This is a genomic window from Halopseudomonas sp. SMJS2 (assembly GCF_029866945.1).
Lineage (GTDB): Bacteria > Pseudomonadota > Gammaproteobacteria > Pseudomonadales > Pseudomonadaceae > Halopseudomonas > Halopseudomonas bauzanensis.
In genome coordinates this window covers 434,290-461,247 of sequence record NZ_CP123445.1, presented here as the reverse complement: position 1 = coordinate 461,247, position 26,958 = coordinate 434,290, and the positions used below count along the sequence as shown (strand labels likewise).

General features: G+C 61.0%; 26 protein-coding genes, 2 tRNA genes and 1 pseudogene. 10 read left to right on the top strand and 19 right to left on the bottom strand.

The genetic code is table 11. The features are described from left to right. Positions 1-379: 379 nt before the first annotated feature. The 6 genes and pseudogenes from QAO71_RS02230 to QAO71_RS02205 all read left to right on the top strand — a co-directional run bounded on the left by QAO71_RS02230 (position 380) and on the right by QAO71_RS02205 (position 7,426). Positions 380-1,754, top strand: a pseudogene (locus tag QAO71_RS02230) (polynucleotide adenylyltransferase PcnB). Next, entirely contained in the window at positions 1,754-2,254 is a 501-nt protein-coding gene (gene folK, locus QAO71_RS02225) for a 2-amino-4-hydroxy-6-hydroxymethyldihydropteridine diphosphokinase (protein ID WP_280165134.1), read from the top strand. Before QAO71_RS02230 ends, folK begins: the two are co-directional and overlap by 1 nt. Positions 2,255-2,406: 152 nt before the next feature. Next, a complete protein-coding gene (gene panB / locus QAO71_RS02220; protein ID WP_280165133.1) occupies positions 2,407-3,201 on the top strand; it encodes a 3-methyl-2-oxobutanoate hydroxymethyltransferase in 795 nt (264 codons plus the stop codon). Between the two features lie 4 nt (positions 3,202-3,205). Further along, positions 3,206-4,057, top strand: coding sequence for a pantoate--beta-alanine ligase (panC, locus tag QAO71_RS02215; protein WP_280165132.1), 852 nt, complete (start codon positions 3,206-3,208; stop codon positions 4,055-4,057). Between the two features lie 168 nt (positions 4,058-4,225). Then, on the top strand, positions 4,226-6,166 hold the full coding sequence (gene acs / locus QAO71_RS02210; RefSeq protein WP_280165131.1) for an acetate--CoA ligase: 1,941 nt from the start codon (positions 4,226-4,228) through the stop codon (positions 6,164-6,166). Positions 6,167-6,244: 78 nt separating this feature from the next. After that, positions 6,245-7,426: an acetyl-CoA C-acetyltransferase gene (locus QAO71_RS02205; protein WP_280165130.1), complete on the top strand. Its 1,182-nt coding sequence runs from the start codon at positions 6,245-6,247 to the stop codon at positions 7,424-7,426. A gap of 10 nt (positions 7,427-7,436) precedes the next feature. Here QAO71_RS02205 and thpR read toward each other — a convergent pair whose 3' ends face one another. After that, on the bottom strand, positions 7,437-7,967 hold the full coding sequence (thpR, locus tag QAO71_RS02200; RefSeq protein ID WP_280165129.1) for an RNA 2',3'-cyclic phosphodiesterase: 531 nt from the start codon (positions 7,965-7,967) through the stop codon (positions 7,437-7,439). 42 nt (positions 7,968-8,009) lie between these two features. Here thpR and QAO71_RS02195 point away from each other — a divergent pair, with 42 nt between their 5' ends. Then, the gene (locus tag QAO71_RS02195) at positions 8,010-8,723 is read left to right on the top strand and encodes a pseudouridine synthase (protein ID WP_036993115.1); all 714 of its coding nucleotides are present in this window, start codon (positions 8,010-8,012) and stop codon (positions 8,721-8,723) included. A gap of 53 nt (positions 8,724-8,776) precedes the next feature. Beyond that, positions 8,777-9,346 (top strand): hypothetical protein, encoded by a 570-nt coding sequence (locus tag QAO71_RS02190; protein WP_036993116.1) that lies wholly within the window; start codon positions 8,777-8,779, stop codon positions 9,344-9,346. Here the strand turns inward: QAO71_RS02190 and QAO71_RS02185 are convergent, their stop codons facing one another. Next, complete coding sequence (locus tag QAO71_RS02185; protein ID WP_036993117.1) at positions 9,347-9,712, bottom strand: STAS/SEC14 domain-containing protein; 366 nt, start codon at positions 9,710-9,712, stop codon at positions 9,347-9,349. A gap of 132 nt (positions 9,713-9,844) precedes the next feature. Between QAO71_RS02185 and QAO71_RS02180 the strand changes: the two genes are divergently transcribed. Continuing rightward, positions 9,845-10,318: a hypothetical protein gene (locus tag QAO71_RS02180; protein WP_074779312.1), complete on the top strand. Its 474-nt coding sequence runs from the start codon at positions 9,845-9,847 to the stop codon at positions 10,316-10,318. Between the two features lie 79 nt (positions 10,319-10,397). Here the strand turns inward: QAO71_RS02180 and pnp are convergent, their stop codons facing one another. The 15 genes from pnp to rlmE form a co-directional block, all read right to left on the bottom strand. Further along, positions 10,398-12,506, bottom strand: coding sequence for a polyribonucleotide nucleotidyltransferase (pnp, locus tag QAO71_RS02175; protein ID WP_280165128.1), 2,109 nt, complete (start codon positions 12,504-12,506; stop codon positions 10,398-10,400). Positions 12,507-12,593: 87 nt separating this feature from the next. After that, positions 12,594-12,863, bottom strand: coding sequence for a 30S ribosomal protein S15 (gene rpsO, locus QAO71_RS02170; RefSeq protein ID WP_036993120.1), 270 nt, complete (start codon positions 12,861-12,863; stop codon positions 12,594-12,596). Between the two features lie 147 nt (positions 12,864-13,010). After that, entirely contained in the window at positions 13,011-13,931 is a 921-nt protein-coding gene (gene truB / locus QAO71_RS02165; protein ID WP_280165127.1) for a tRNA pseudouridine(55) synthase TruB, read from the bottom strand. A 2-nt stretch (positions 13,932-13,933) separates the two neighbouring features. After that, positions 13,934-14,320, bottom strand: a complete 387-nt coding sequence (gene rbfA, locus QAO71_RS02160) for a 30S ribosome-binding factor RbfA (protein WP_036993123.1) — start codon at positions 14,318-14,320, stop codon at positions 13,934-13,936. Positions 14,321-14,463: 143 nt separating this feature from the next. Next, the gene (infB, locus tag QAO71_RS02155; RefSeq protein ID WP_280165126.1) at positions 14,464-17,001 is read right to left on the bottom strand and encodes a translation initiation factor IF-2; all 2,538 of its coding nucleotides are present in this window, start codon (positions 16,999-17,001) and stop codon (positions 14,464-14,466) included. A 60-nt stretch (positions 17,002-17,061) separates the two neighbouring features. After that, complete coding sequence (gene nusA / locus QAO71_RS02150) at positions 17,062-18,543, bottom strand: transcription termination factor NusA (protein WP_036993126.1); 1,482 nt, start codon at positions 18,541-18,543, stop codon at positions 17,062-17,064. A gap of 52 nt (positions 18,544-18,595) precedes the next feature. Then, complete coding sequence (gene rimP / locus QAO71_RS02145) at positions 18,596-19,051, bottom strand: ribosome maturation factor RimP (protein ID WP_036993255.1); 456 nt, start codon at positions 19,049-19,051, stop codon at positions 18,596-18,598. A 113-nt stretch (positions 19,052-19,164) separates the two neighbouring features. Further along, positions 19,165-19,241: transfer RNA gene (locus QAO71_RS02140), tRNA-Met, on the bottom strand. 103 nt (positions 19,242-19,344) lie between these two features. Beyond that, positions 19,345-19,429 (bottom strand) — tRNA-Leu (locus QAO71_RS02135). Between the two features lie 12 nt (positions 19,430-19,441). Further along, positions 19,442-19,816: a preprotein translocase subunit SecG gene (gene secG, locus QAO71_RS02130; protein WP_036993128.1), complete on the bottom strand. Its 375-nt coding sequence runs from the start codon at positions 19,814-19,816 to the stop codon at positions 19,442-19,444. Then, positions 19,813-20,574: a triose-phosphate isomerase gene (gene tpiA / locus QAO71_RS02125; RefSeq protein ID WP_036993130.1), complete on the bottom strand. Its 762-nt coding sequence runs from the start codon at positions 20,572-20,574 to the stop codon at positions 19,813-19,815. The genes secG and tpiA overlap by 4 nt, the downstream gene beginning before the upstream one ends. A gap of 66 nt (positions 20,575-20,640) precedes the next feature. Next, the gene (glmM, locus tag QAO71_RS02120) at positions 20,641-21,987 is read right to left on the bottom strand and encodes a phosphoglucosamine mutase (RefSeq protein WP_280165125.1); all 1,347 of its coding nucleotides are present in this window, start codon (positions 21,985-21,987) and stop codon (positions 20,641-20,643) included. A gap of 17 nt (positions 21,988-22,004) precedes the next feature. Then, entirely contained in the window at positions 22,005-22,868 is an 864-nt protein-coding gene (gene folP, locus QAO71_RS02115; protein WP_036993256.1) for a dihydropteroate synthase, read from the bottom strand. A 7-nt stretch (positions 22,869-22,875) separates the two neighbouring features. Next, on the bottom strand, positions 22,876-24,813 hold the full coding sequence (gene ftsH / locus QAO71_RS02110; protein WP_074779735.1) for an ATP-dependent zinc metalloprotease FtsH: 1,938 nt from the start codon (positions 24,811-24,813) through the stop codon (positions 22,876-22,878). A gap of 147 nt (positions 24,814-24,960) precedes the next feature. Continuing rightward, positions 24,961-25,581 carry a 23S rRNA (uridine(2552)-2'-O)-methyltransferase RlmE gene (gene rlmE / locus QAO71_RS02105; RefSeq protein ID WP_036993258.1) on the bottom strand — a complete coding sequence of 207 codons (621 nt, stop codon included), beginning with the start codon at positions 25,579-25,581 and terminating at the stop codon, positions 24,961-24,963. 88 nt (positions 25,582-25,669) lie between these two features. Here rlmE and yhbY point away from each other — a divergent pair, with 88 nt between their 5' ends. Further along, positions 25,670-25,984 (top strand): ribosome assembly RNA-binding protein YhbY, encoded by a 315-nt coding sequence (gene yhbY / locus QAO71_RS02100; RefSeq protein ID WP_036993259.1) that lies wholly within the window; start codon positions 25,670-25,672, stop codon positions 25,982-25,984. Positions 25,985-26,061: 77 nt separating this feature from the next. On the opposite strand, the gene QAO71_RS02095 is transcribed toward yhbY, so the two are convergent. After that, the gene (locus QAO71_RS02095) at positions 26,062-26,460 is read right to left on the bottom strand and encodes a DUF4149 domain-containing protein (RefSeq protein ID WP_074779737.1); all 399 of its coding nucleotides are present in this window, start codon (positions 26,458-26,460) and stop codon (positions 26,062-26,064) included. A gap of 23 nt (positions 26,461-26,483) precedes the next feature. Beyond that, positions 26,484-26,957, bottom strand: coding sequence for a transcription elongation factor GreA (greA, locus tag QAO71_RS02090; RefSeq protein ID WP_280165124.1), 474 nt, complete (start codon positions 26,955-26,957; stop codon positions 26,484-26,486). Between the last annotated feature and the right edge of the window lies 1 nt (position 26,958).

Below are 26,958 nucleotides of genomic sequence, written 5' to 3'. Positions count from 1 at the left end.
AACCCGGGATGGGTTTAAACGGGGTGACACTGTCGCCCAGCCCAAAAAAACAAGAAACAGCTCAAATAACAACAACAAAAAACCATTAGGGGGAGTGAATACTCCCCTTGAGCTTTCCTGCAATACTCCCAGCAGTATCTTCCCGCATCGCTTCCCTACAATTTCCCCGCTATTCAAGCTAGAATGGGTGTCTGTTGATACAGGCAACACTGTATTCGAAACCGACCTTACGTCTATCCAGTGCCTTGCCCATGACATTCATGTTGACTTCGGGCTTTTTGAAGCCTCTGTAAAATGTAGCTGCCAGGGACATCCAGCGCCGCCGTTTTTCACAGGATTCGAGGTCTGGGTTGGAGACGCCGGTGGACTACCCACTCATATGATTCGCAAGCTACTGAAAAAGATACCCTCTCCCTTCGGGCGACCCGCCCATAGGCGTACCACGCCCGCTATTATTCCGCCCAGCCAGCACGCGTTGCAGCGCCGCCAGATCAGCCGCAACGCGGTGACGGTGGTCGAGCGCCTCCAGCAAGCCGGCTATCAGGCCTTTGCGGTGGGCGGCTGCGTTCGCGATCTGCTGCTGGAAATGGACCCCAAGGATTACGACGTCGCCACCAGCGCCACGCCAGAGCAGGTCCGTGCCACCTTCCGCAATTGCCGACTGATCGGCCGGCGATTCAAGCTCGCCCACGTCTACTTTGGTCGCGAGATCATCGAGGTGGCAACCTTCCGCGCCGGCCATGCCGATGACGACGAAGGCGACCTGGGACGCGAGCAGTCGCTGCAGAGCGAGTCGGGTCGGTTGTTGCGGGACAACGTCTACGGCACCCTGGAGCAGGATGCCCAGCGCCGTGATTTCACCATCAACGCCCTGTATTACGATGTCTGTACCGGCAATATCCATGATTACGCCAATGGGCTGCAGGACATTCGCAATGCCCGGGTACGCTTGATCGGCGATCCGGTGCAGCGTTATCAGGAAGACCCGGTGCGCATGCTGCGCGCGGTGCGCTTCGCCGCCAAGCTGGATTTCGAGATCGAGCCACACAGCGCCGCACCCATCGCCGAGCTGGCCGAGCTGCTGTACGACATTCCCGCGGCGCGGTTGTTCGACGAGGTGCTCAAGCTGCTGCTCAACGGCCAGGGCGAACGCACCTTCGATCTGCTGCTGGAGTACGACCTGTTCGCGCCGCTGTTCCCGGACACTGACGACGCCATCGAAGATAACCCCGGCTATACCCTCAAGCTGGTTCGCCAGGCCCTGCGCAACACCGATGACCGTATTCACCAGGCGCCCGGTCACGCCGGCGTTCCTGTTTGCCGCGCTGCTCTGGCCGGCATTACCCCAGCGTACCCGCGAGCTGGAGGAACAGGGTATTCCGTTGATTCCTGCCCAGCAGCAGGCGACCCACGAGCTGCTGGCCGAACAGTGCCGTCACACTGCCATTCCCAAGCGTTTCAGCATTCCGCTGCGGGAGATCTGGGATATGCAGCCACGGCTGGAGCGGCGCAACGGCCGCCGCGCCGACCAGATGCTGGAGCACCCGCGTTTTCGGGCCGCCTACGACTTCCTGCTGCTGCGTGAAGAGGCCGGCGAGGATACTGGCGGCCTGGGCCAGTGGTGGACCCGCTATCAGGATGTAGGTGCGGATGAACGGCGCCGCATGATCCAGCAATTGAGCAGCCGTGATCCGGCCGGCAAGCGTGGCCGCCCCCGGCGCAAGCGCAAGCCCCAGGGCGGGTCAGACAATTGATGCAACGCTGTTTCATCGCTCTGGGCAGCAACCAGGCTGATCCCGCCGCGCAGGTCACCCACGCCTTCACCGAGCTGGAGAGGTTGCCGCAGTCGCACTTGCAGGCGTGCTCCTCGTTATACCGCAGCGCCCCCCTGGGGCCACAGGATCAACCGGCCTTCGTTAATGCCGTGGCCATGCTCGACACCAGCCTGGAGCCGGAGATGCTGCTGGATGCCCTGCAGGATATCGAGCACCGTCGAGGCCGGGTACGCAAAGCCGAACGCTGGGGACCGCGCATTCTGGATCTTGATCTACTGCTATACGGCGACCGGATAATCGACACGCCGCGCCTGCAGGTGCCGCATTATCATATGCATGCCCGTTCCTTTGTGCTGTATCCGCTGGCAGAATTGGCAGCGGATCTGACCCTGCCCGATGACACATCGCTACAACAGCTGCTGGCGGCCTGTCCGCCGACGGACCTGGAACGCCTGCCGGGCAACGCTGCACAAGGTTGAGATATGTATTTTCTGGAGCATCATCGTTCAAGTCAGGAAGACTATACTGCTGAGGCTGTTATCAACCTGAGCAATCGGAGCGACAGACAGTCCGCCTGCCTGCCGATCACAGCCATGTTGCCTCTTGCGAGGCCGAACTACTGGAATCTGCCATGCCTGACATTACCCTGACCACGCTGAACAAGCTCAAGCAGAACGGCGAGAAATTTGCCTGCCTGACAGCGTATGACGCCACCTTCGCCCATCTGGAAAGTACCGCCGGGGTGGAAGTGCTGTTGATTGGTGACTCCCTGGGAATGGTTCTTCAGGGACACGACAGCACCCTGCCGGTGACTGTCGAGGAGATGGCCTACCACACCGCATCCGTCAAGCGCGGCAATCGTGGCGCCCTGATCATGGCTGACCTGCCGTTCATGTCCTACGCCACCCTGGAGCAGGCCATGGCCAACAGCGCGCGGTTGATGCAAGCCGGAGCGCACATTCTCAAGCTGGAAGGCGGCGGCTGGCTGGCGGATATCACCACCACCCTCACCCGTAATGGGATTCCGGTTTGCGTGCATATGGGCCTGACCCCACAGACCGTCAACGTACTGGGTGGCTATAAGGTACAGGGCCGCCAGCAGGATCAGGCCGAAGCCATGCTTCAGGATGCCATTGCCCTGGAGGCAGCCGGCGCCGCCATGCTGCTGCTCGAATGTGTACCCAGCGAGCTCGCCAATGCCATTACCCGTGCCGTGAGCATTCCGGTCATCGGCATTGGCGCCGGCAGCGGTACTGATGGTCAGGTGCTGGTGGTGCACGACATGCTCGGCCTGTCGATCAGCGGTCGCCTGCCGCGCTTCGTGAAGAACTTCATGGCTGGCCAGGCAGATATCGCCTCGGCCATCACCGCGTATGTCAGCGCGGTGAAAGCTGCCGAATTCCCCGCGGCCGAGCACGAGTTCTGACACCATGAACACATTGCATTCCATTGCCCAGCTGCGCGCTGCCCTGGCGCGCGCGCGCCAGGAGAACAAACGCATCGGCCTGGTACCGACCATGGGCAATCTGCATGACGGGCACATTGCCCTGGTGGCGAAAGCCCTGCAGCGTACCGACTATGTGGTGGTAAGCATCTTCGTCAACCCGCTGCAATTCGGCGCCAACGAAGATCTGGACAGCTATCCGCGTACCCTGGCGGAAGACCAGCGCAAACTGCTGGACGCCGGCGCCCATCTGATCTTCGCACCGAATGTCAGCGAAATTTATCCCGAAGGGATGGATGGACACACCCTGATCAGCGTGCCCGTCGTCTCCGAAGGCTTGTGCGGCGCCAGCCGTCCTGGCCATTTCAACGGGGTATCGACGGTGGTGGGCAAATTGCTGAATATCGTCCAGCCGGACCTGGCCGTCTTCGGTGAGAAGGATTTCCAGCAGCTGGCGGTAATCCGCAAGATGGCCCACGATCTGTGCCTGCCGGTGCAGATCATGGGCGCGCCTATCGTACGTGCCGAGGATGGCCTGGCACTGTCGTCGCGCAATGGTTATCTGGGAGACGAGCAGCGCCGCATCGCACCGCGCCTGTATCAGACCCTGCAGCAGATCCAGCAGCAGCTGGAAAGCGGGCGCCGCGATTTCCCGGCCATCATCGAAGAAGCGCGCCTCGCGCTGATCGAGGCCGGCTTCCAGCCTGATTACCTGGACCTGCGCGAGGCCGAAACCCTGCAACCGGTCACCTCAGCAAGCCAGGATATCGTCATCCTCGCTGCCGCCTTCCTTGGTGCCACTCGCCTGATCGACAACCTCCGCGTCAGCCTCGCCTGACGCTTCCCCCAGCCGGTCCCTAGCCGATTGGTGTCTGTCCGACATAGACCAAAGAAGGGTTGAATTGCCCTTCGTTCTGATCAACGCTTGACACAAACAGAACAAGTAGAAACCGCGTGCTCGCGCGCGGTATTTCTAAAGTCGACAATAACAACAGAGGACCACGCCATGTACAAGACTGAGCAACATCAGGTTTCTGAGGCCGCCCGGCGCAATACCCATCTTGATGCCGACGGCTACGAACGACTCTATCGCCAGTCCATCGAGCAGCCGGATACTTTCTGGGCCGAGCAGGCCAATCGCTTCGTCGAGTGGATGCAGCCCTGGAGCAAGGTTCAGGAAAGCAACATGGCGCGCGGCGAGGCGGCGTGGTTCATCGATGGCAAATTGAATGTCAGTGCCAACTGTATAGACCGGCATCTGGCCAAGCGTGGCGACCAGACCGCAATCATCTGGGAAGGCGATGACCCGGGCCAGGACCGGCGCATCAGCTACCGCGAACTGCACGAACAAGTCTGCCGCCTGGCCAACGTCCTGAAAACGCGCGGCGTGAAGAAAGGCGACCGCGTCTGCCTGTACATGCCGATGATTCCCGAAGCCGCTTTCGCCATGCTGGCCTGCGCCCGCATCGGCGCGGTGCATTCGGTGGTATTCGGTGGCTTTTCGCCCGATGCCCTGCGCGACCGCATTCTCAATGCCGATTGCCGGGTGGTCATCACCGCCGATGAAGGCGTACGCGGCGGCAAGAACGTGGCGCTGAAAAAGAACGTCGAAAAGGCCCTGAACGACTGCCCCGACGTACATACCGTGGTTACCGTCAAGCGCACCGGCGCGGACATCGCCTGGCATGAACACCGTGACGTCTGGTATCACGAGGCTTGCGCCGCAGTCAGCGCCGACTGCGAGCCGGAGCCCATGGACAGTGAGGACCCGCTGTTCATTCTCTACACCTCCGGCTCCACCGGCAAACCCAAGGGCGTACTGCATACCACTGGCGGTTATCTGCTTAGCGCCGCGCTGACCCACCATTATGTATTCGATTATCACGACGGAGAGGTCTACTGGTGTACTGCCGACGTCGGTTGGGTAACCGGTCACTCCTACATCGTCTATGGCCCGCTGTGCAACGGCGCGACCACGCTGATGTTCGAAGGCGTGCCGACCTATCCGGACGCCTCGCGCTGCTGGCAGGTTATCGACAAGCACCAGGTGAACGTCTTCTATACCGCGCCCACTGCCATCCGCGCGCTGATGGCCCTGGGTAACGAGCCGGTAAAATCCTCGTCCCGGGCCAGCCTGCGGCTGCTTGGCAGCGTCGGCGAACCGATCAATCCAGAGGCCTGGGAGTGGTACTACCATGTCGTCGGCGATAGCCGCTGCCCGGTCGTCGATACCTGGTGGCAGACCGAGACCGGCTCGATCATGATCGCCCCGCTTCCCGGCGCCACCAACCTCAAGCCAGGTTCGGCCACCCGCCCGTTCTTCGGCGTCGAACCGGCGCTGTTCGACAATGACGGCAACGAAGTGCATGGTGTCGGTGATGGCAATCTGGTGATCAAGCGCTCCTGGCCCAGCCAGATTCGCACCGTCTACGGCGATCATCAGCGTCTGATTGATACCTACTTCAGTACCTACAAAGGTGTCTATTTTACCGGTGATGGCGCACGCCGCGATGAGGACGGGTATTACTGGATCACCGGCCGGGTGGATGATGTGTTGAACATCTCCGGCCACCGTATCGGCACCGCCGAGGTGGAAAGTGCGCTGGTGCTGCATGATGCTGTCGCCGAAGCGGCAGTGGTCGGCTGCCCCCATGACATCAAAGGCCAAGCCATCTATGCCTACGTCATGCCGATGCGTGGTGTAACGCCGTCTGACGAGCTGCTGGTCGAGCTCAAGGCCTATGTCAGCGAGCAGGTTGGCGCCTTCGCCAGACCGGACTTCATCCAGTGGACGCCGGGATTGCCGAAGACGCGCTCGGGCAAGATCATGCGCCGGATTCTGCGCAAGATCGCCTGTGACGAGCTGGATACCCTGGGCGACACCTCAACCCTTGCCGATCCAGCGGTGGTCGAGGAGCTGATAGAGCACCGTCTGAACCGAGCCTAGCGGCACAATGGCGGTTGTTGAATGTGGCGCGGACCTCTATTCTTCCCGCTGTTCCAGATAAAAGCTGAGGAAGTAAGCATGCAAGAGGTCGTGATTGTTGCAGCCACCCGAACCGCCATTGGCAGTTTCGGTGGCCAGTTTGCCAATGTGCCTGCTCATCAGCTCGGCGCGACGGTTATTCGCGCCCTGCTCGAGCAGACCGGTGTCGACCCGGCCAGCATCGATGAAGTGATTCTGGGCCAGGTACTGACCGCCGGCTGCGGCCAGAACCCCGCTCGCCAGGCCGCTGTGCACGCCGGACTACCGCACAGCGTGCCCGCGCTGAACATCAACAAGGTCTGCGGCTCCGGACTCAAGGCGGTCCATCTGGCAGCCCAGGCCATCCGCTGTGGCGATGCCGATATCATGATCGCCGGCGGTCAGGAGTCCATGAGCCGCTCGCCGCACCTCTTGCCGACGTCCCGCACCGGGCAGCGCATGGGCGACAGCAAGCTGATCGACAGCATGATTCATGATGGCCTGTGGGATGCCTTCAATGACTACCACATGGGCATTACGGCGGAGAATCTGGCCGAGCGCTACGATCTCAGCCGCCAACAGCAGGATGCCTTCGCCCTCGCGTCACAACAGAAAGCCGTAGCAGCGCAGGCCGCCGGCCGCTTCGAGACGGAAATTACCCCCGTTGTCATTCCCCAGCGCAAGGGCGAACCACTAACCATCAGCCAGGACGAGCAGCCCCGGGCCTCCACCACCCTGGAGTCCCTGGGCAAGCTACGCCCGGCCTTCAAGAACGATGGCACCGTCACCGCTGGCAACGCCTCCAGCCTGAACGACGGCGCGGCAGCGGTCATGTTGATGAGCGCGGACAAGGCCCGCGAGCTGGGCTTGCCGGTACTGGCACGGATCACCGCCTATGCCAGCTCCGGCGTGGACCCGGCGGTCATGGGCATCGGTCCGGTCAGCGCGACCCAGCGCTGCCTGAGCAAGGCCGGCTGGAAGGTCGAGGAACTGGACTTGATCGAAGCCAACGAAGCTTTCGCCGCCCAGGCGCTGGCCGTCGCCAGCGAGCTGCGCTGGGATCTGGACAAGGTCAACGTCAATGGTGGCGCCATCGCCTTGGGACACCCCATTGGCGGGTCGGGCTGTCGGGTCCTGGTGACCTTGCTGCATGAGATGCAGCGCCGCGATGCACGCAAGGGCCTGGCCACGCTGTGCATCGGTGGTGGTCAGGGTGTTGCCCTGGCACTCGCGCGCGACTGATGCGGGCAGCTCAGACCAGCTGGAAACGTTCGAGCACCTCGTAGCGCACACCCTGCTCTGCGCCACCGCTGAGAAACAGGCAAATGTGGTCTACCGTAAAAGTCGGTAGCGACAGCCTCGCATGCCGCTGCAGGAGCGCCTGCAGCGGTAGCCCTTGCCGGACCCGCGCCAGGGTGATGTGCGGCGTGTAGGGCCTGTCGTCCAGCCGCAGCCCGAGCGGCAGCAGTCGCGCTTCCACGCGCTGCTGCAATCGGTTCAACGGCGGAGACTCGGTCACCCCAGCCCAGAATATCCGTGGCCGCTCAGGACTGCCGAAGTAGCCCACCCCCTGTACTGCCAGCTCGAATGACGGGCCGGGCACGTCTGCCAGCACCTGTGCAATATTGCGGGCAGCCTCTTGCTCTACCTGGCCGATGAAGCTCAAAGTCAGATGCAGATGCTCCGGCTCATGCCAGCGCGCCGCGGGATGCGCCTCCCGCACCTCGGCCAGCGCCTGCCTGACCGCTTCCGGCAATTCGATGCCAACAAAGAGCCGCAACATGAACACCTCATGACAAACCGTCGATAGGCTTATAATAGCCCGATGCGACTCGATCGATTCCTAGCCCTGCATACCCAACACAGCCAGCAGACTGCCCGACTGCTGATTGCCGCTGGCCGGGTGTCAGTCAATGAACGGATCGTGCGGGATGGACAACAGCGCATCGACCGCTTTACCAGGGTGCAGCTGGATGACGCTGTGCTGCAACAGCACAACGCGCTGTATTTGATGCTCTACAAGCCAGGCGGCTATCTCAGCGCCACCTGCGACCCGGTTCATCCCACCGTGATGGAGCTGCTTGCGGAGCCGCTGCGCCAGCAGTTGCATCTGGCCGGGCGACTGGACCGCAGCACCACCGGCCTGCTGATTCTCACCAATGACGGCCTCTGGTCCCGCCGCCTGACCGAGCCCGGCCGGCGCATCCCCAAGGTGTATCTGGTGGGCACTGCCGAGCCGATCGCCGCGCATGCCGCTGAATGTTTTGCACAGGGCATTCATCTGGCCCGCGAGGGTGTTGATACCTCCCCTGCGCAGTTGCAATTGCTCGCTCCCTGCCAGGCCCGACTGACCATCCATGAGGGCCGTCACCATCAGGTGAAGCGCATGTTTCACGCCGTGGGTAATCGGGTGACGTCATTGCATCGCGAAAGCATGGGCATCATCGATCTTGACCCGGCACTGCGTCCCGGCCAGTACCGATTACTGACCCCCGAGGAGATCGCCAGCGTACCCACCGCCGGCAGCCGCTTGGTTTAGCCGCGCCTGGATTGCTATTCTGTGGGGACACAGGCAATCCGCAGGTCAAGCTCATGCATACCATCATTGCGGGACGATATGAACTCCAGGACCAGGCAGATGCCGCTGTGGCGGCGCTACAGCAGGCCGGCTTCCGGCGGGACGCGTTGGCGGCCTTCTATCTCAACCCCAACGGCCAGCATGCCATCTACCCCATTGGCGGAGATGATGAAAGCTCACCCGGTGCCCGCCACTCCGGTACCGGGGCTGCGAAGGCTGGCGCCGTCGGCGCAGTGGTCGGCGCGGCTGCCGGTGCGGCAACGGCCCCCGTCATCGGTCCGGTCGGCATCGCTATCGGCGCCGGCATCGGCGCTTATACCGGCTCACTGATCGGGGCAGTCAGCAGCACCGACCAGGAGTCGGATGTGGATGAACAGACCGGCCAACCCGCCGAGGTACAGCCCAAGGTCACCGAACGGGAACCAGGCGTGCTGGTGGCGGTGCGGGTCGATGACCACTCACGGCAACAGGCAATAGATACTTTCAGAGCCACTGGCGCAGAGGACATCGAACACGCCCAGGGCGAACTGCGCGATGGCCAATGGAAGGACTTCGACCCCCATGCTGTAGTGCAGTGTGTATGACTAGCCAACCAGCCAGGCCAATGCATCGGCTTCCCGCTCGGGCCGGAAGGATCTGACTTCCAGCCCCGGAATGATGGCGCCTTCGATCTCTCCCATCTTCCTGATCCAGTCCTTGCTGCTGATGACCGCGCATCGATCGAACTGTCGTGTCAGCCGAAACAGCTCCGGCAGGTTCGACAGCTCCACACCAATCGCGCCTGCAGTAGGCATTTGCAGCTCACCGATACGCATCAGCAACTGGCCATGCTGAATGCCCTGCGCCTGGGTGAAGAGCGCGCGCAAGCCACTGCGCATGCCATCGCTGTCAACTCGCCCGGCGATATCCATCTCCAGCCGGTCATTGCCGATACGCATTACCTGAAACATGGGTATCTCCTCTGCCTGCCCGTGTGCCCATCAGTATAGACAACTCATCGATCCCGGCTGCTGATGATCAAACATGGAATCTTTTGCCCGCGCCCGGCGTCCATTGCTAAGACAGAGATGCGGAGGTGAATGATGAGTGATGATCAACACGAACCCGACGAGCAGGCGCTGACCGACGCCGCCAGACGACAGGCGGAAGAGGACAACCGCGAGGCCCCCGATGACCGGCCCATGGGCCCAATTGGCAATACTCCTTCCCGCGCCGAGTCCGTGGAGCGGGCTGGCGAAGCCGGGTTGACCGAAGCGTCCATGCCAGGCCAGGGCCCGACCGCTGACGAGGCCACCCCGGAAACGCTCAATCCTGATGATGGCTCTCGCTCGGCCGAGGAAGCGGGAACGGCGGCCACGCCTGCCGACACCGAACTCACCGATGTCGGCAAGGCTGGCGCAGGTGGCCGCTACGGCCTGGATGAAGCGGAGCTGGGCCGGGCCAAGCCGCTGGACGGCAAGCCCTGGGATGGTGATCCCAACGAGCCTCTGGAGCCGGAAACCGCTACCGACCGTAACCTCACGGCCGATCCCAACAGCGAGCCCGATCGGACCTGAGCAACTGCGGCGCATAAAAAAACCCCGGCTCAAGGCCGGGGTTCTTCATTGCACCGCCGCAAGGACGGTACGACAGGACTCAGACGCCGCTGTTTTCAGCCGCTTCGACATCCTTCATGGACAGCTTGATCCGGCCGCGGTTGTCCACGTCCAGTACCAGTACCTTCACTTCCTGACCTTCCTGCAGTACGTCGGTAACTTTCTCGATACGCTGATTGGCGATCTGCGAGATGTGTACCAGGCCGTCCTTGCCGGGCAGGATGCTGACGAAGGCACCGAAATCAACGATACGCTCGACCTTGCCAGTGTAGACCTTGCCGATTTCCGCTTCAGCAGTAATACCGTCAACCCGTGCCTTGGCAGCATTGGCAGCATCTTTGCTGGCAGCGAAGATCTTCACGGTACCGTCATCGGTGATGTCGATGGAGGCGCCGGTTTCTTCGCAGATACCGCGGATGGTCGCGCCACCCTTGCCGATCACGTCACGGATCTTGTCGGAATCGATCTTCATGCTGATCATGGTCGGCGCGTTGGCGGACAGTTCCTTGCGCGAGGCCGGCAGCACCTGGTTCATCTGACCGAGGATATTCAGACGAGCATCGTGAGCCTGGTGCAGAGCCAGTTCCATGATCTCTTCGGTGATGCCCTTGATCTTGATGTCCATCTGCAGCGCGGTAACACCCTTCTCGGTACCGGCAACCTTGAAGTCCATGTCGCCCAGGTGATCTTCGTCACCCAGGATGTCGGTCAGGACGGCAAACTTGCCGCCTTCCTTGACCAGACCCATGGCGATACCGGCAACCGGCGCCTTCAGCGGCACACCGGCATCCATCAGCGCCAGGGACGCACCACAGACCGAAGCCATGGAGCTGGAACCGTTGGATTCAGTGATTTCCGAGACCACACGGATGCTGTAAGGGAACTGATCCATATCGGGCATGACCGCCTGGATACCACGGCGGGCCAGACGACCGTGGCCGATTTCACGGCGGCCGGTGCCACCCATGCGACCACACTCACCTACCGAATAGGGAGGGAAGTTGTAGTGGAACATGAAGGGGTCTTTCTTCTCGCCTTCCAGGGTATCCAGCAGCTGCGCGTCACGGGCGGTACCCAGCGTGGTCACGACCAGCGCCTGGGTTTCGCCACGGGTGAACAGCGAGGAGCCGTGGGTGCGATCCAGCACGCCGACTTCGATGTTCAGCGGGCGCACGGTCTTGGTGTCACGACCGTCGATGCGCGGATTGCCGTTGACGATGCTCTCACGCACGGTGCGGTATTCGATCTCACCGAAAGCGTCCTTCACTTCAGCAGCGGCAGGCTTGCCCTCTTCGTCACCAGCCAGGGCAGCGATGGCCGCATCACGCAGCTCGCCCAGGCGGGTGTAGCGCGATTGCTTGTGGGTGATGGTGTAGGCTTCGCTGATACCAGCGCCGAACTGGGACTTGATGGCGTCCAGCAGCACGGTGTTTTCCGGAGCAGGCTGCCAGTCCCAGGCCGGCTTGCCAGCCTCAGCAGCCAATTCCTTGATGGCCTCGATGGCCGGCTGGAATTCCATGTGGGCAAACAGGACCGCGCCCAGCATCTGGTCTTCAGTCAGTTCCTGCGCTTCGGACTCAACCATCAGCACGGCGTCTTCGGTACCGGCAACCACCATGTCCAGGCGCGAGGTCTTCAGCTGCTCGTAGGTCGGGTTCAGCACGTAGCCTTGCACGTCATCGAAACCAACCCGGGCACCGGCGATCGGGCCGTCGAACGGAATACCGGAAATGGCCAGCGCCGCGGAGGTACCGATCATCGCCGCAACATCCGGATCGGTGGTCTTGTCGGTGGACACCACGGTGCAGACGACCTGAACTTCGTTCATGAAGCCTTCGGCAAACAGCGGGCGGATCGGGCGGTCGATCAGACGGGAGGTGAGGGTCTCCTTCTCGGTGGGACGGCCTTCACGCTTGAAGAAGCCACCGGGAATACGGCCCGCAGCATAGGTCTTCTCGATATAGTGCACAGATAGAGGGAAGAAGTCGCGGCCGGCGTCGGCGTTTTTTGCGCCCACCACGGTGACCAGAACGCTGACTGCATCATCAATGCTGACCAGAACCGCACCGGAAGCCTGGCGCGCGATGCGGCCGGTTTCCAGGGTAACGGTGTTGTTGCCCAATTTGAACTGTTTGATAACCGGTTTCACGGTGTCTTCTCTCTCTGTTTTTTGCCTTGGGGGAAACTCTGGGCACAGCCGGGTTTCGGACCCGGCCATGTCCAAACGGGGCTGGTCTTAGCGACGCAGACCCAGACTGCTGATCAAGCTGCTGTAGCGGCCGAGATCCTTGGACTTCAGGTAATCCAGCAGCTTACGACGCTGGTTGACCATGCGGATCAGGCCACGACGGGAGTGGTGGTCCTTCTTGTTGTCCTTGAAGTGACCCTGCAGCTTGTTGATGTTAGCAGTCAACAGAGCTACTTGGACTTCAGGAGAACCGGTATCACCTTCACCGCGGGCATACTCGGATACGATTGCAGCTTTTTCTTCAACGCTCAGTGCCATGACAGCTTTTCCTCTGAGGTAACAGGCCGGAACCGGGGTTCCGTGTTTTGAATCGAGCAATGACCGTGCCTGTTGACAGCCACCCTCGTTGCGACCCTCATGGGTCAACTTCCAAGCGGGCGTGATACATCACGCCCGCAAAATCATTCAACCATTGAAACGCATCAGACGCTTGGGTGCTACCCGTGCATCATCAGTCATCTCACCGATACCGATGAACCGGCCTTCGTGGTCGCGCAGCCGGACCATACCGAACGCCGGACTGCCGGGAACCCGCACCGCCTGACCGTGATTGAGGTAGAAGGCGGTCTGCTCGGTAAGACTCACCACCGGCCAGTCCTCCAGCCCGCTGTCGATCGGCAGCAACAACTGATCCAGCGCTCCGGCACCGCCCTCGGCATGCATCGCCTCGAGGGTCTCCAGCGTGACCGCCTGACTCAGGTCAAACGGGCCAGCACCGATGCGGCGCAGTTCAGACACATGCGCGCCGCAACCCAGTGCGGCGCCCAGATCCTCGACCAGGGTGCGAATATAGGTGCCCTTGCTGCAGTGCACTTCCAGCCGCAGCCGATCACCCTCCAGCCCCAGCAATTCAAGTCGGCTTATGGTAACAGATCGCGCCTTGCGCTCCACCGTTTCCCCGGCCCGGGCCAGCTTGTACAGCGGCTGACCTTCATGCTTGAGTGCCGAATACATGGGCGGGATCTGCTCGATCTCCCCGGTGAAGCGTGGCAGCAGAGATTCTACCTCGGCCAGGGTAACCTGACAGGGCTTCATCTCCAGCACATCACCCTCGGCATCGCCGGTGGTGGTGGTCATCCCCAGCCGCGCTTCGGTGACGTACACCTTGTCCGCGTCGAGCAGATACTGGGAGAACTTGGTCGCCTCACCCAGGCACAGGGGCAACACGCCGCTGGCCAGGGGGTCGAGACTGCCGGTATGGCCGCCCTTGCTGGCATTGAACAGCCAACGCACCTTCTGCAATGCGGCGTTGGAGGTCATGCCCAGCGGCTTGTCGAAAATCAGTACGCCGTCGATATCACGGCGCTTGCTACGTGGTGCCGACACGTCTACTCCTCACCATCCTCGGAACGCTGACGATCCTGCGCTACGGCGCGCTCGATGAGAGAAGACAAATGCACCCCGCGGCGCACACTCTCATCGTAATGGAAATGCAGCTGCGGAATGCTGCGCAGCTTCATCACCCGCCCGAGATGCACTCGCAGGAAGCCCGCAGCATCCTTCAATGCCGCCAGATTGAGCGCGATATCTTCATCACTGGCGTCGCCCATCAGGGTGATGAAGATCTTGGCGTGAGCCAGATCGCGACTGACTTCGGCAGCAGTGACGGTGATCATGCCGACCCGCGGGTCACGCACCTCACGCTGGATCAACACAGCCAGCTCGCGCTGCATCTGATCGGCGACCCGCTGGGTACGACTATATTCTTTGGCCATATATACCTCTGGCTGCACGCTACCAGCTGTTGGCTGCAAGCGCATAGCTGTTCGCTTGCGGCGATATGTTCATGCCTGGCTGGACAGACGACAAACGGCCCTTTCGGACCGCTTGTCACTACCGCCTGGCGCTTGTCGCTGGATTACAGCGTCCGTGCGACCTGCACCCGCTCGAACACTTCGATGCGGTCACCGACACGCACGTCGTTGTAGTTCTTCACGCCGATGCCGCACTCCATGCCGTTACGCACTTCGCCGACGTCATCCTTGAAGCGACGCAGGGATTCCAGCTCACCCTCGTAGATGACCACGTCTTCACGCAGCACGCGAATCGGCCGGTTGCGGTACACGGTACCCTCGATGACCATACAACCGGCCACCGCGCCGAACTTCGGCGAACGGAACACATCGCGCACTTCGGCAACGCCCAGGATCTGCTCGCGGACATCGCTGCCCAGCATACCCGACAGGGCCTTCTTGACGTCTTCGATGATCTCGTAGATCACGCTGTAGTAGCGCAGATCCAGGCCTTCGCCTTCGATCACCTTGCGCGCCGAGGCATCGGCACGGACGTTGAAGCCGAAGATCACCGCGTTCGAAGCCAGCGCCAGGTTGGCGTCGGTTTCGGTGATACCACCCACGCCACCGGAAACGATCTTGACCTGAACCTCGTCGTTGCCCAGCTCGTTGAGCGAGCTCTGCAGGGCTTCGAGCGAGCCGCGCACGTCGGCCTTGATGACGATGTTGAGTGTCTTCTTCTCGCCCTGGCCCATGTTCTCGAACATGTTTTCCAGCTTCGCGGATTGCTGGCGAGCCAGTTTGATCTCGCGGAACTTGCCCTGACGGAACAGTGCCACTTCGCGGGCCTTCTTCTCGTCGGCGACCACAGTCATCTCGTCGCCGGCTTCCGGCGTACCATCGAGACCCAGGATAGCGACCGGAATGGACGGGCCGGCTTCCTTCACCATGTTGCCGTTCTCGTCGAGCATGGCGCGAACCCGGCCATGGTTGAGACCGGCCAGCACCACGTCGCCCTGACGCAGGGTACCGTTCTGCACGAGTACGGTGGCGATCGGGCCGCGGCCCTTGTCGAGGCGCGATTCGATGACCACACCACGTGCCGGAGCCGTGGGCTGGGCGGTGAGTTCGAGTACTTCAGCCTGCAACAGGACTGCTTCGAGCAGCTCGTCGATGCCAGTACCGACCTTGGCCGATACATGCACGAACTGGGTGTCACCACCCCACTCTTCCGGAATGACATCACGCGCGGCCAGATCATTCTTGATACGGTCCGGATCAGCGTCTTCCTTGTCGATCTTGTTCACTGCCACAACCAGCGGAACACCGGCGGCCTTGGCATGCTGAACAGCTTCTTCGGTCTGCGGCATGACGCCGTCATCGGCCGCCACTACCAGGATGACGATATCCGTGGACTGGGCACCACGGGCACGCATCGCGGTAAACGCAGCGTGACCGGGGGTATCCAGGAAGGTCACCATGCCACGGTCAGTCTGCACGTGGTAGGCACCGATATGCTGGGTGATACCACCGGCTTCGCCGGAAGCCACCTTGGCACGACGGATATAGTCCAGCAGCGAGGTCTTGCCGTGGTCAACGTGACCCATGACGGTCACGACCGGCGCGCGGCTGACTTCTTCACCTTCGTGGTGCATGGCCATGACCAGACGATCTTCCAGATCGCTTTCCTTGACCTGCTTGACCTTGTGGCCCATGTCTTCAGCCAGGATGGTGGCGGTGTCCTGATCCAGCACCTGGTTGATGGTCACCATGTTGCCGTTCTTGAACATGTACTTGATAACTTCGGCAGCCTTCACCGACATTTTCTGAGCCAGTTCGGCTACGGTGATGGTTTCACCAATTACCACTTCACGCACTATGGGTCCTGTCGGCTTCTCGAAGCCGTGCTGATTGCGTTTCTTCTGCGCCTTGAGCTTGCCGGCACCACCGCGACGACGCGACACTGCGTCCTCGTCATCGCCACCGCGTGGCGCACCACGTCCCTTGCCGGGACCGCCAGCGCGCTTGCGGCTGCGTTCGTCTTCCTCGGCGCGGGCCTTGCGACGCTGCTCGTCCTTCTTCTTCGCGGCCGCGGCCGGTGAAGGTGCAGCCTCGACATCGGCTTGAGCAACTGCGGCGGCCTGAGGGGCCTGGGGCGCCGCTACCGGCTCCGCTGCAGCCGGAGCTGCCGGAGTGTCCGGCTGGGCCTTGGCAGTCTCAGCTGCGGCAGCCTGACGGGCCGCTTCTTCAGCCTGCCGTGCCTGTTCTTCCTCAGCCTTGCGCTGGGCTTCCGCTTCCGCGGCTGCCTGACGCGCCTCTTCGGCAGCACGCAGCTCTTCCAGCTCCCGCTGACGCTCGGCTTCCACATCCACTTCGTCGCGCTTGACGTAGGTCCGCTTCTTGCGCACTTCCACGTTGACAGTCTTGCTGCCCGCCACTTTCAGAGTGCTTACGGTTTTACGCTTGAGGGTAATCTTGCGCGGCTCCGAGCTGGAGTCGCCATGGGTGCTCTTCAGGAAAGTCAGCAGGCGCTGCTTCTCGTCGTCCGATACCTGCTGCTCCGCACTGGTGTGCGACAACCCGGCTTCCTGCATCTGTTGCAACAGGCGCTCTACCGGCGTCCCTGTTACCTGAGCCAATTCTTTGACCGTCACTTCCGCCATTCACTTTCTCCTCAGTCGGTACCCTGCATCGCTGCAGGGTGATACTGCCAGCCGACCGGTTTATTCAAACCAGGGCGCCCGAGCTGCCATGATCAAGGCGCCGGCACGGGCTTCGTCGATTCCATCAATGTTCAGCAGGTCGTCCACGGACTGTTCGGCCAGGTCTTCCATGCTGATGATACCTTGGGCCGCCAGCTGGAATGCCAGGGCGCGATCCATGCCCTCCATGTTCAGCAGATCATCCGCAGGCTGAGCTTCGTCCAGTTTTTCCTCGTTGGCGATCGCCTTCGTCAGCAGGCGATCCTTGGCCCGGGACCGCAGTTCATTGACGATATCCTCGTCAAAACCATCAATCTCCAGCATTTCTTCCATGGGCACGTAGGCAATCTCCTCCAGCGAGGTGAAACCTTCGTCGACCAGAATCTGAGCCAGCTCCTCATCCACATCCAGCTCTTCGAGGAAGTTGCGCAGCACGTCACCGGTTTCGGCTTCCTGCTTGGCGCGGATGTCGTCCTCGGTCATGACATTGAGCGTCCACCCAGTCAGCTGACTGGCCAACCGGACGTTCTGGCCGCTGCGACCGATTGCCTGGGCGAGGTTGTCCTCGGCCACGGCGATGTCGATGGCGTGGGTGTCCTCATCCAGAATGATCGAGGCCACTTCGGCTGGCGCCATGGCGTTGATCACGAACTGAGCCAGGTTGTCGTCCCACAGCACGATGTCGACGCGCTCACCGCCCAGTTCACCGGATACGGCCTGGACTCGCGAACCGCGCATGCCGATACAGGCGCCTTGCGGATCGATACGCTTGTCTTTCGAGCGCACCGCAATCTTGGCACGGGAGCCCGGATCACGGGCCGCACCCATCACCTCGATCAGTTCCTCGGCGATCTCTGGAACTTCGATGCGGAACAGCTCGATGATCATTTCCGGGCAGCTGCGCGACAGCACCAGCTGCGGGCCGCGATTTTCGGTGCGGATATCCTTGAGCAAGGCGCGGATGCGCGTTCCGGTACGGAACGTTTCACGCGGAATCATTTCCTCGCGCGGCAGCACCGCCTCGGCATTGTTGCCCAGGTCAACGATGACGCTGTCACGGGTGACCTTTTTTACGGTGCCGCTGATGATTTCGCCCAGACGGTCGCGATATGCGTCTACCACCTGGGCACGTTCGGCTTCGCGAACCTTCTGGACAATAACCTGCTTGGCGATCTGCGCGGCGATACGACCGAACTCGACCGACTCGATCTTCTCCTCGACCACGTCACCCTCATTCAGGGCCGGATCGCGGGCGTGGGCCTGATCCAGGGCCAGCTGCATGCCTGGCTCTTCGAAGTTGTCGTCGACCACCACAGTCCAGCGGCGGAAGGTGTCATAGTTGCCCGTCTGGCGATTAATCGCCACCCGCACATCCACCTCGTCTTCATAGCGCTTTTTCGTGGCCGTTGCCAAGGCCATCTCCAGCGCCTCGAAAATGACTCCGGGCGGCACGCCCTTCTCATTGGAAACGGATTCCACAACCAGCAGCACTTCTTTGCTCATCGTATGCCTCGCCTAACGCCGTCCATTGGGGCCACTGGAGCCCGAAAAATGCTCAAAACCGCGGGATGATGTTACTTTTATCGATGCTATCGATGGGCAGCAGGTACTCGTGGTCTTCCACCTGCAGCACAACCTCATCACCTTCCACACCGCGGATGACACCTTGAAAATTCCGCCGGCCTTCATAGGGCACGCGCAACCTGATCTTGGCCTGCTCGCCGACATAGGCGGCGAACTGCTCAAGCGTGAACAGGGGCCGGTCCATTCCCGGAGAAGACACTTCCAGCGTGTAATCACCACTGATAGGGTCTTCCACGTCCAGCACCGCACTGGCTTGCCGGCTGATCGTCGCACAGGCTTCCACGCTGACGCCATCGGGATGATCGATATAGACGCGCAGCAGGCTATGACGCCCCTGCGACAAAAACTCGATCCCCCAACAACGATAGCCCAGAGCTTCGACAATCGGGACCAACAGGCTCTCCAATTCGGTAACTTTGCCGGACAATTTCACCGCCTATCTTTGATGAATAAAAAATGGGCCTTAAGCCCATCCTTGGTTCCGGCCACTTCAGATGAAGTCCGGAGTTAACAAAAAGCCCCTGAAAAGGGGCCTTTGACTGGTTGCGGGGGCAGGATTTGAACCTACGACCTTCGGGTTATGAGCCCGACGAGCTACCAGACTGCTCCACCCCGCGTCGAATCTAGGGCATGAATTATACGCGCGGCCATCAAACAAGACAACCTGGCATATTGTGCCCGAAAAAAACAAGGGCCTGCGTGCTGCAGGCCCTGTTTGAATGGTGCGGAAGATGGGACTCGAACCCATACACCCTAAGGCACTACCCCCTCAAGATAGCGTGTCTACCAATTCCACCACTTCCGCAAAACTGTTGGCTTACTCTACGACAGGAACATCATCTGCCGCAGGAGCCTGAGGGACCTGCTCTTCAAGTACAGGAACATCTTCACTGATCGGTGCCACCGGCACGCTTTCCAGGACCGGAGCAGGCAGACCTGCATCACGAATCTCGGTCGCCTTGTGACTGGCATAGAAAGCCAGGCCCAAGGAGGTCAGAAAGAATACAGTGGCCAGCACAGCTGTCAAGCGGCTGAGGAAAGTTGCCGAACCCTGGCTGCCGAAAACCGTACCGGACGCACCGGAACCGAAGGACGCGCCCGTCTCCGCACCCTTGCCTTGCTGGATCAGAATCAATCCAACCAAGCCTATGGCGACCAGGAGATGTACTACCACAACTACGGTTTCAATCATTGAGCTTGTCCCGCGGCACGAGCGATCGCACCAAATTCATTCGCATTGAGAGAGGCTCCACCCACCAGCCCCCCATCGATATCCGGCATCTCGAACAGCGCATGCGCATTCTCCGCCTTGACGCTGCCGCCATAGACGATCTGCACGCATTGAGCCTGTTCATCATCCAGTACGGCCAGTCGTGCGCGAATCATCGCATGCACGTCCTGGGCCTGCTCCGGCGTGGCTGTCAAACCGGTGCCAATGGCCCAAACCGGCTCGTAAGCCACTACACCCTGGGCCAGACCACCAACACCAAAGGTATCCAGCACGGCCTGCAACTGCCGACCAACCACATCCGCCGTTTCACCCGAGTCATACTGCTCGCGCGTCTCACCGACACAGAGAATGGGGCGAAGACCGCAAGCCAGCGCCGCGGCAAACTTGCGACAGACAACCTCGTCGGTTTCACCGAACAGGCTACGCCGCTCGGAATGCCCCACGAGTACAAATTCACAACCCACATCACGCAACTGAGCTGGAGAAATCTCGCCAGTCAATGCCCCAGACTCAGCCTGGAACGCACAACTCTGACCGGCCAACCGCAGCGGCGAACCCTCAAGGGCTTCGCGGCACTGCTGGATATATAACGCCGGCGGCGCAATCAACAGGTCGACTTCGTCCGGCCACTGCTGCTCATTCAATCCGATCAGCAACTCATCAACGGACTGCCGAGTACCGTACATTTTCCAATTTCCGGCGACCAGCGGACGACGCATGCCTAACCTCTCAGCTCAAGCGGGCGCCAATGTTAACCAAGTTGCCCAACCGACACAACCGCCTTTTCAGTCCGTACCGAACATTTTTTGCACCTGTGCCGCCAGCGCTTCAGCTTCCTTCACAACCTGTTCTGCATCCTGCCCTTCAACCATCACCCGGATCACCGGCTCGGTACCGGAAAGGCGCAGCAGCACGCGGCCGGTATCACCCAGCCGCGCCTCGGCTTCAGCGACGGCAGATTGCAGCGCTGGCGCTTCCAGGGGCGAGCTGCCATTACTCTGGTAACGCACATTGATCAGTTTTTGTGGGCACTTGCTCATGCCCTCACAAGCTTGCGCCAGGGTCTTGCCCGACATGCGCAACGCGCGCAGCACCTGCAGCGCGGCAATGATGCCATCGCCGGTGGTGGTGTGCCGCAGGCAAACGAGATGCCCCGAGGACTCACCACCCAGGTACCAGCCGCGCTGCTGCAGCTCGGCCATGACGTAGCGATCACCAACCTTGGCACGGACGAAGGGAATATCACGCTCGCGCAATGCCAGCTCCAGCCCCAGGTTGGTCATCAAGGTACCGGCCACGCCCCCTTCCAGCAGGCCACGTTCGTACAGATCCAGCGTCATGATGTACAACAGCTCGTCACCGTCGACCGGGCTGCCCTGCGCGTCGACCATCATCACCCGGTCGCCGTCGCCATCAAAGGCGATGCCCAGATCAGCCTGACGCTCAACCACCGCCCGACTCAGCGCCGCCAGATCGGTAGAGCCGACGCCAGCGTTGATATTCAGCCCGTCCGGCGTCACGCCTACCAGGCTGACGTCCGCACCCAGCTCGGCGAATACGCTGGGCGCGACCTTGTAGGTTGCGCCGTTGGCGCAATCCAGCACGATCTTCAGCCCCTTGAAGCTGGTGCTCGTCGGCACGCTGCTTTTGCAGAATTCAATATAGCGACCCGAGGCATCTTCAACCCGCGCCACCTTGCCCAATTCGCCGGACTCAACCACCTGCATGGGGGTATCCACCAACCGCTCGATCTCATGCTCCAACGTGTCGGGCAGTTTGGTGCCCTGAGCAGAGAAGAACTTGATGCCATTATCGAAATAGGGATTGTGCGAGGCGCTGATGACGATACCGGCATCCGCCTGGAAGGTTCGCGTGAGATACGCAATGGCCGGAGTGGGCATGGGACCCAGCAGGCGCACCTTGGCGCCAGCGGCAGACAACCCGGCCTCCAGCGCTGACTCGAACATGTACCCGGAGATGCGGGTGTCCTTGCCGATCACCACGCTACACTGGCCGTTATGCTTGAAGGCCATGCCGGTTGCCCAGCCCAGCTTGAGCATGAATTCGGGGGTGATCGGGTGAGTGCCAACGTGACCGCGAATGCCGTCGGTGCCGAAGTAGCGCTTTTCCATGTAGGGGTATCCTGAAATTAGATCGCCGAAATTCCTGCGGCAACGACCGCGTCCACCATACGTACCACGTCGGCGGTTTCCGCCACATCATGTACACGGATGATACGCGCGCCCTTGGCCACCGCCAATGCTGCCAGCGCCAGGCTGCCAGACAGGCGCTGATCGACTGGCCGATTCAATGCCTGACCAATCATACTCTTGCGCGATACGCCGATCAGAATCGGCAGATCCAGCGGTCGCAGACGCTCCATGCGGGCAAACAGCTCAAGGTTGTGCTGCAGGGTCTTGCCAAAACCAAAACCGGGATCAAGCACCAGCTTGCTGCGCTCAATACCCGCTTCCAGGCACGCTTGGACCCGCGCTTCGAGAAAAGAGTTCACCTGCTCCAGCACTGATTCGTACGCCGGCGCCTGCTGCATACTCTGGGGCTCACCCTGCATATGCATCAGACAGACCGCCAATCCCGAGTCCACCGCTGCCTGCATGGCACCGGGACGCGTCAGCGCACGGATATCATTGATCAGCCCGGCACCCGCCGCCGCCGAACCACTGATAACTTCTGGAGTACTGGTGTCGACGGAGACCACCGTATCGAAGCGCGCCTTCACCGCTTCGACCATCGGCACCACCCGGTCGAGCTCTTCCTGAACTCCGACCAGCGCGGCACCGGGGCGAGTTGACTCGCCACCGATATCGATCAGGGTCGCCCCTGCGGCCAGCATTTGCTCAACTCGAGCCAATGCCGCATCGCGGTCGTTGTAGCGACCGCCATCGGAAAAGGAGTCCGGGGTGATATTGAGAATACCCATGACATGGGTACAGGAAAGGTCAAGCACCCGGTCGCCACATGGCAACCGGGTGTTATTACGTGCTTCCGTCATGCTGGTCTCAGTGTTCGCCTGCCGGTCCGCCGATGATGCCATCGTCACGGGGCGCATCCTGCGGGTCGGGCGAAGCATCCGGATCGGATGCTGCCGCGCCGGGGCCACGACGATCATCGTCGGTCCAACCCTTGGGCTCACGGGCAGGCTTGCCGAGCATGATGTCGTTGATCTGCTCGACATCGATGGTTTCGTACTTCATCAGCGCTTCGGCCATCAGGTCCAGCTTGTCACGATTCTCTTCCAGCAAGCGCTTGGCGGTGGCATAGCAGCCATCGATGATGCTGCGTACTTCTTCATCGATCAGCCGTGCGGTTTCACCGGAAACGTTGGTGTGCTGGCTACCGGCACTGCGGCCCAGGAACACTTCGCCCTCTTCCTCGGCATACATCAGCGGGCCGAGCTTCTCGGACAAGCCCCACTTGGTCACCATGTTCCGCGCCAACTGGGTGGCGCGCATGATGTCATTGGAAGCACCAGTGGTCACACCATCGAAGCCCAGGGTCATTTCCTCGGCGATACGGCCGCCAAACAGCGAGCAGATCTGACTGGTCAGAGCGCGCTTGGAAAGACTGTAACGATCCTCCTCCGGCAGGAACATGGTCACGCCCAGAGCGCGGCCGCGGGGGATGATCGATACCTTGTAGACCGGATCGTGCTCGGGCACCAGACGACCAACGATGGCGTGGCCGGATTCGTGGTAGGCAGTGTTGAGTTTTTCCTTGTCGGACATGACCATGGATTTGCGCTCGGCGCCCATCATGATCTTGTCCTTGGCCATCTCGAATTCGTTCATCTCGACCAGGCGCTTGCCGGCGCGGGCGGCGAACAAGGACGCCTCATTCACCAGGTTGGCCAGGTCGGCGCCGGAGAAGCCGGGCGTACCACGGGCGATGGCAGAAGGCACCACATCATCACCCAGCGGAACCTTGCGCATGTGCACCTTGAGAATCTGCTCGCGACCACGGATATCCGGCAGGCCAACGACCACCTGACGGTCGAAGCGGCCCGGGCGCAGCAGCGCCGGGTCGAGCACGTCCGGACGGTTGGTCGCGGCAACCACGATAATACCGTCGTTGGCTTCGAAGCCGTCCATCTCCACCAGCAATTGGTTCAGGGTCTGCTCGCGCTCGTCATGACCGCCGCCCAGGCCTGCGCCACGATGACGACCCACCGCATCGATCTCGTCGATGAAGATGATGCAGGGCGCATGCTTCTTGGCCTGCTCGAACATGTCGCGCACCCGGCTGGCGCCGACACCGACGAACATTTCCACGAAGTCGGAGCCGGAGATAGTGAAGAACGGCACCTTGGCCTCGCCGGCAACCGCCTTGGCCAGCAATGTCTTACCGGTACCGGGCTGACCGACCATCAGTACGCCGCGCGGGATATGCCCACCCAGACGCTGGAACTTGCCCGGGTCGCGCAGGAATTCAACCAGTTCGCCGACTTCTTCCTTGGCCTCGTCGCAACCGGCGACATCAGCAAAGGTGGTCTTGACCTGATCTTCGGACAGCATGCGCGCCTTGCTCTTGCCGAAGCTCATCGGCCCGCCGCGGCCACCGCCACCGCCCTGCATCTGACGCATGAAGAACATGAAGATGGCAATGATGATCAGGATCGGGAAGCTGGCAATCAACAGCTGAGTCCAGATGCTCTGGCGCTCCGGCTGCTTGCCTTCAACCACCACATCATTTTCCAGCAGGTCGCCGATCAGGCCGTTGTCCTGGATCGCCGGGCGTACGGTCTTGAATACTTCACCATCCCGGCGCTTACCGGTAATCACGAAGCCATCCACGGTGACGCGCTCAACCTGGCGATCATTCACCAGCTCGAGGAATTCGGTGTAATTCAGTGCTCGCGGTTCGGTAGGACTGCTGAAATTATTCATCACAGTCACCAGCACTGCAGCGATGATCAACCACAGAATGAGGTTTTTCGCCATATCGTTCAAATTGCTATCCTCTTGCCCGCCAACAGGTGGTCCGGGCCTGGCTGTATTCGTCTGTTTATCCGGCCTGCCTACCTTACACCAGAATCCGGCGCGGCGGCAGTTATGCCAGTGTAACGCCCTGTGTCGCCGGCTCCGCCGTCAGCCCTTGAAGCCCCGCGCCAGCAGGTAGGTCTCCCGCGACCTGTCCCTCGACGCTCCCGGCTTGCGCGTCACCATCTTGTCGAAACGGCTACGCATGTCCTTGAAGTATTCGTCGAATCCTTCGCCATGAAACACCTTGATCAGAAAATCGCCGCCCGGACGCAGTACCCGCGTGGCCATGTCCAGCGCCAGCTCGCACAAATACATGGCGCGCGGCTGATCAACAGCGGGCGTACCACTCATATTGGGGGCCATATCGGAAATAACAAGATCAACCTGTCCGTCACCGATGGCCGCCAGGATCGCTTCGAATACCGCGTCCTCGGTAAAGTCGCCCTGGATGAAGTTCACATCCGGAATGCTGTCCATCGGCAGGATGTCGGAGGCAATGATCCGGCCTTTCTCGCCGATCACCCGGCTGACCACCTGCGACCACCCGCCCGGGGCGGAGCCGAGATCCAGTACGGTCATGCCGGGTCGCAGCAGACGATCCTTTTCCTGGATTTCCAGTAGTTTGTAACTGGCACGGGAACGGTAGCCGTCCTTCTGCGCCAGTTTGACATAGGGGTCATCAAAATGTTCTTTCAGCCAACCTTTGCTGGTCTTTGATCTTGCCACGGAATACCTCATGCAGCGGATCGCGCCGCCGGTTATACTAGTTTCCTTTCTCGACATTCATCGAATACAGGAACTCACACGGATCATTATGGCGCTCAGCTCTGAACAGAAGAAAGCCTACAAACGCATTGGCCACCATCTCAAGCCGGTGGTAATAGTCAGCGAGCAGGGTGCCAGCGAAGGTGTGCTGGCGGAACTCGATCGCGCCCTGAATGATCACGAGCTGATCAAGATTCGCATCACCGTCGGTGATCGCGACACCAAGCAGGCACTGATCGACGAGCTGTGTCAGGCCAGTGGCGCAGAATTGGTTCAGGTCATCGGCAAGATGGTCATCCTGTTGCGTCGCAACAAGAAAGCCAACCCCAATCTGTCGAACCTGGCCCGCTTCAAGGACTTCTGACGTCCTGCCAGCCCTGACCGGGATTTCTGTGGAGGCGCCCAAAGCCGCTCCCACAGACTTCCCACCAACAAACCTGATCAGCGCCCGGTAATCTCATCCGGCCGCGGCTGCAGTATCAGCACCAAGCCGGCGAATGCCACCACCAGATAGCTGAACATCTGCCAGTACTCGCCGCGCGGCAAGCTACCAACCAGGAAGAACACCGCCGCAGCCAGCAGCACCACCAACAGCAATTGCCCGCGCAGATCCCGCCAGACGGTCCATCCCAACACCAAACCAGCCACCAGACACTGCAATAGTGCGCATACTGCGGCAAAACCGACCAGCAGCGGTCGCATGAAGCCGCCGATCTCATCGATCAGCAACGGCGCCAGACCGAACCGCTCCAGCGCCGGCAGCATGACGAAGTGCAGCATCCACACGCCGCCGACCCACAACGTCTGGGCCAGCTGCCAGGCTACCCTGCCGCTACGCATTGCCGGCAGAGCAGCAGACTGGCTCACAGGTGTTGAACCTCGACGATTTCATACTCGACGACGCCAGCGGGGGTTTTGACTGCCACGATCTCGCCTTCCTCCTTACCGACCAGCGCCCGGGCAATGGGCGAGGTGACGGAGATCTTGCCTTCCTTGATCTCCGCCTCGTCCTCACCGACGATCTGGTAACGCACTTCCTCGTCGGTATCCACATTGGCAATGGTCACCGTGGTGCCGAAGATCACCTTGCCCGTACGGGCAATGGCGGTGACATCGATCACCTGGGCATTGGACAGACGGCCTTCGATATCACGGATACGCGCCTCGACCATACCTTGCTGCTCGCGCGCGGCATGGTACTCGGCATTCTCCTTGAGATCGCCCAGCTCACGCGCCTCGGCAATGGCCTCGGTGATCTGCGGACGCAGCACTGTTTTCAGGTGCTTGAGCTCTTCTTCCAGGGCCAGTGCGCCCTGCTTGGTCATCGGATATTTCATG

Coding starts and splice junctions, on each gene's coding strand:
- folK (WP_280165134.1), top strand. CDS start 1,754: ATGCAACGCTGTTTCATCGCTCTGGGCAGCAACCAGGCTGATCCCGCC.
- panB (WP_280165133.1), top strand. CDS start 2,407: ATGCCTGACATTACCCTGACCACGCTGAACAAGCTCAAGCAGAACGGC.
- panC (WP_280165132.1), top strand. CDS start 3,206: ATGAACACATTGCATTCCATTGCCCAGCTGCGCGCTGCCCTGGCGCGC.
- acs (WP_280165131.1), top strand. CDS start 4,226: ATGTACAAGACTGAGCAACATCAGGTTTCTGAGGCCGCCCGGCGCAAT.
- QAO71_RS02205 (WP_280165130.1), top strand. CDS start 6,245: ATGCAAGAGGTCGTGATTGTTGCAGCCACCCGAACCGCCATTGGCAGT.
- thpR (WP_280165129.1), bottom strand. CDS start 7,967: ATGTTGCGGCTCTTTGTTGGCATCGAATTGCCGGAAGCGGTCAGGCAG.
- QAO71_RS02195 (WP_036993115.1), top strand. CDS start 8,010: ATGCGACTCGATCGATTCCTAGCCCTGCATACCCAACACAGCCAGCAG.
- QAO71_RS02190 (WP_036993116.1), top strand. CDS start 8,777: ATGCATACCATCATTGCGGGACGATATGAACTCCAGGACCAGGCAGAT.
- QAO71_RS02185 (WP_036993117.1), bottom strand. CDS start 9,712: ATGTTTCAGGTAATGCGTATCGGCAATGACCGGCTGGAGATGGATATC.
- QAO71_RS02180 (WP_074779312.1), top strand. CDS start 9,845: ATGAGTGATGATCAACACGAACCCGACGAGCAGGCGCTGACCGACGCC.
- rpsO (WP_036993120.1), bottom strand. CDS start 12,863: ATGGCACTGAGCGTTGAAGAAAAAGCTGCAATCGTATCCGAGTATGCC.
- rbfA (WP_036993123.1), bottom strand. CDS start 14,320: ATGGCCAAAGAATATAGTCGTACCCAGCGGGTCGCCGATCAGATGCAG.
- infB (WP_280165126.1), bottom strand. CDS start 17,001: ATGGCGGAAGTGACGGTCAAAGAATTGGCTCAGGTAACAGGGACGCCG.
- nusA (WP_036993126.1), bottom strand. CDS start 18,543: ATGAGCAAAGAAGTGCTGCTGGTTGTGGAATCCGTTTCCAATGAGAAG.
- secG (WP_036993128.1), bottom strand. CDS start 19,816: ATGATTGAAACCGTAGTTGTGGTAGTACATCTCCTGGTCGCCATAGGC.
- tpiA (WP_036993130.1), bottom strand. CDS start 20,574: ATGCGTCGTCCGCTGGTCGCCGGAAATTGGAAAATGTACGGTACTCGG.
- glmM (WP_280165125.1), bottom strand. CDS start 21,987: ATGGAAAAGCGCTACTTCGGCACCGACGGCATTCGCGGTCACGTTGGC.
- folP (WP_036993256.1), bottom strand. CDS start 22,868: ATGACGGAAGCACGTAATAACACCCGGTTGCCATGTGGCGACCGGGTG.
- ftsH (WP_074779735.1), bottom strand. CDS start 24,813: ATGGCGAAAAACCTCATTCTGTGGTTGATCATCGCTGCAGTGCTGGTG.
- yhbY (WP_036993259.1), top strand. CDS start 25,670: ATGGCGCTCAGCTCTGAACAGAAGAAAGCCTACAAACGCATTGGCCAC.
- QAO71_RS02095 (WP_074779737.1), bottom strand. CDS start 26,460: ATGCGTAGCGGCAGGGTAGCCTGGCAGCTGGCCCAGACGTTGTGGGTC.
- greA (WP_280165124.1), bottom strand. CDS start 26,957: ATGAAATATCCGATGACCAAGCAGGGCGCACTGGCCCTGGAAGAAGAG.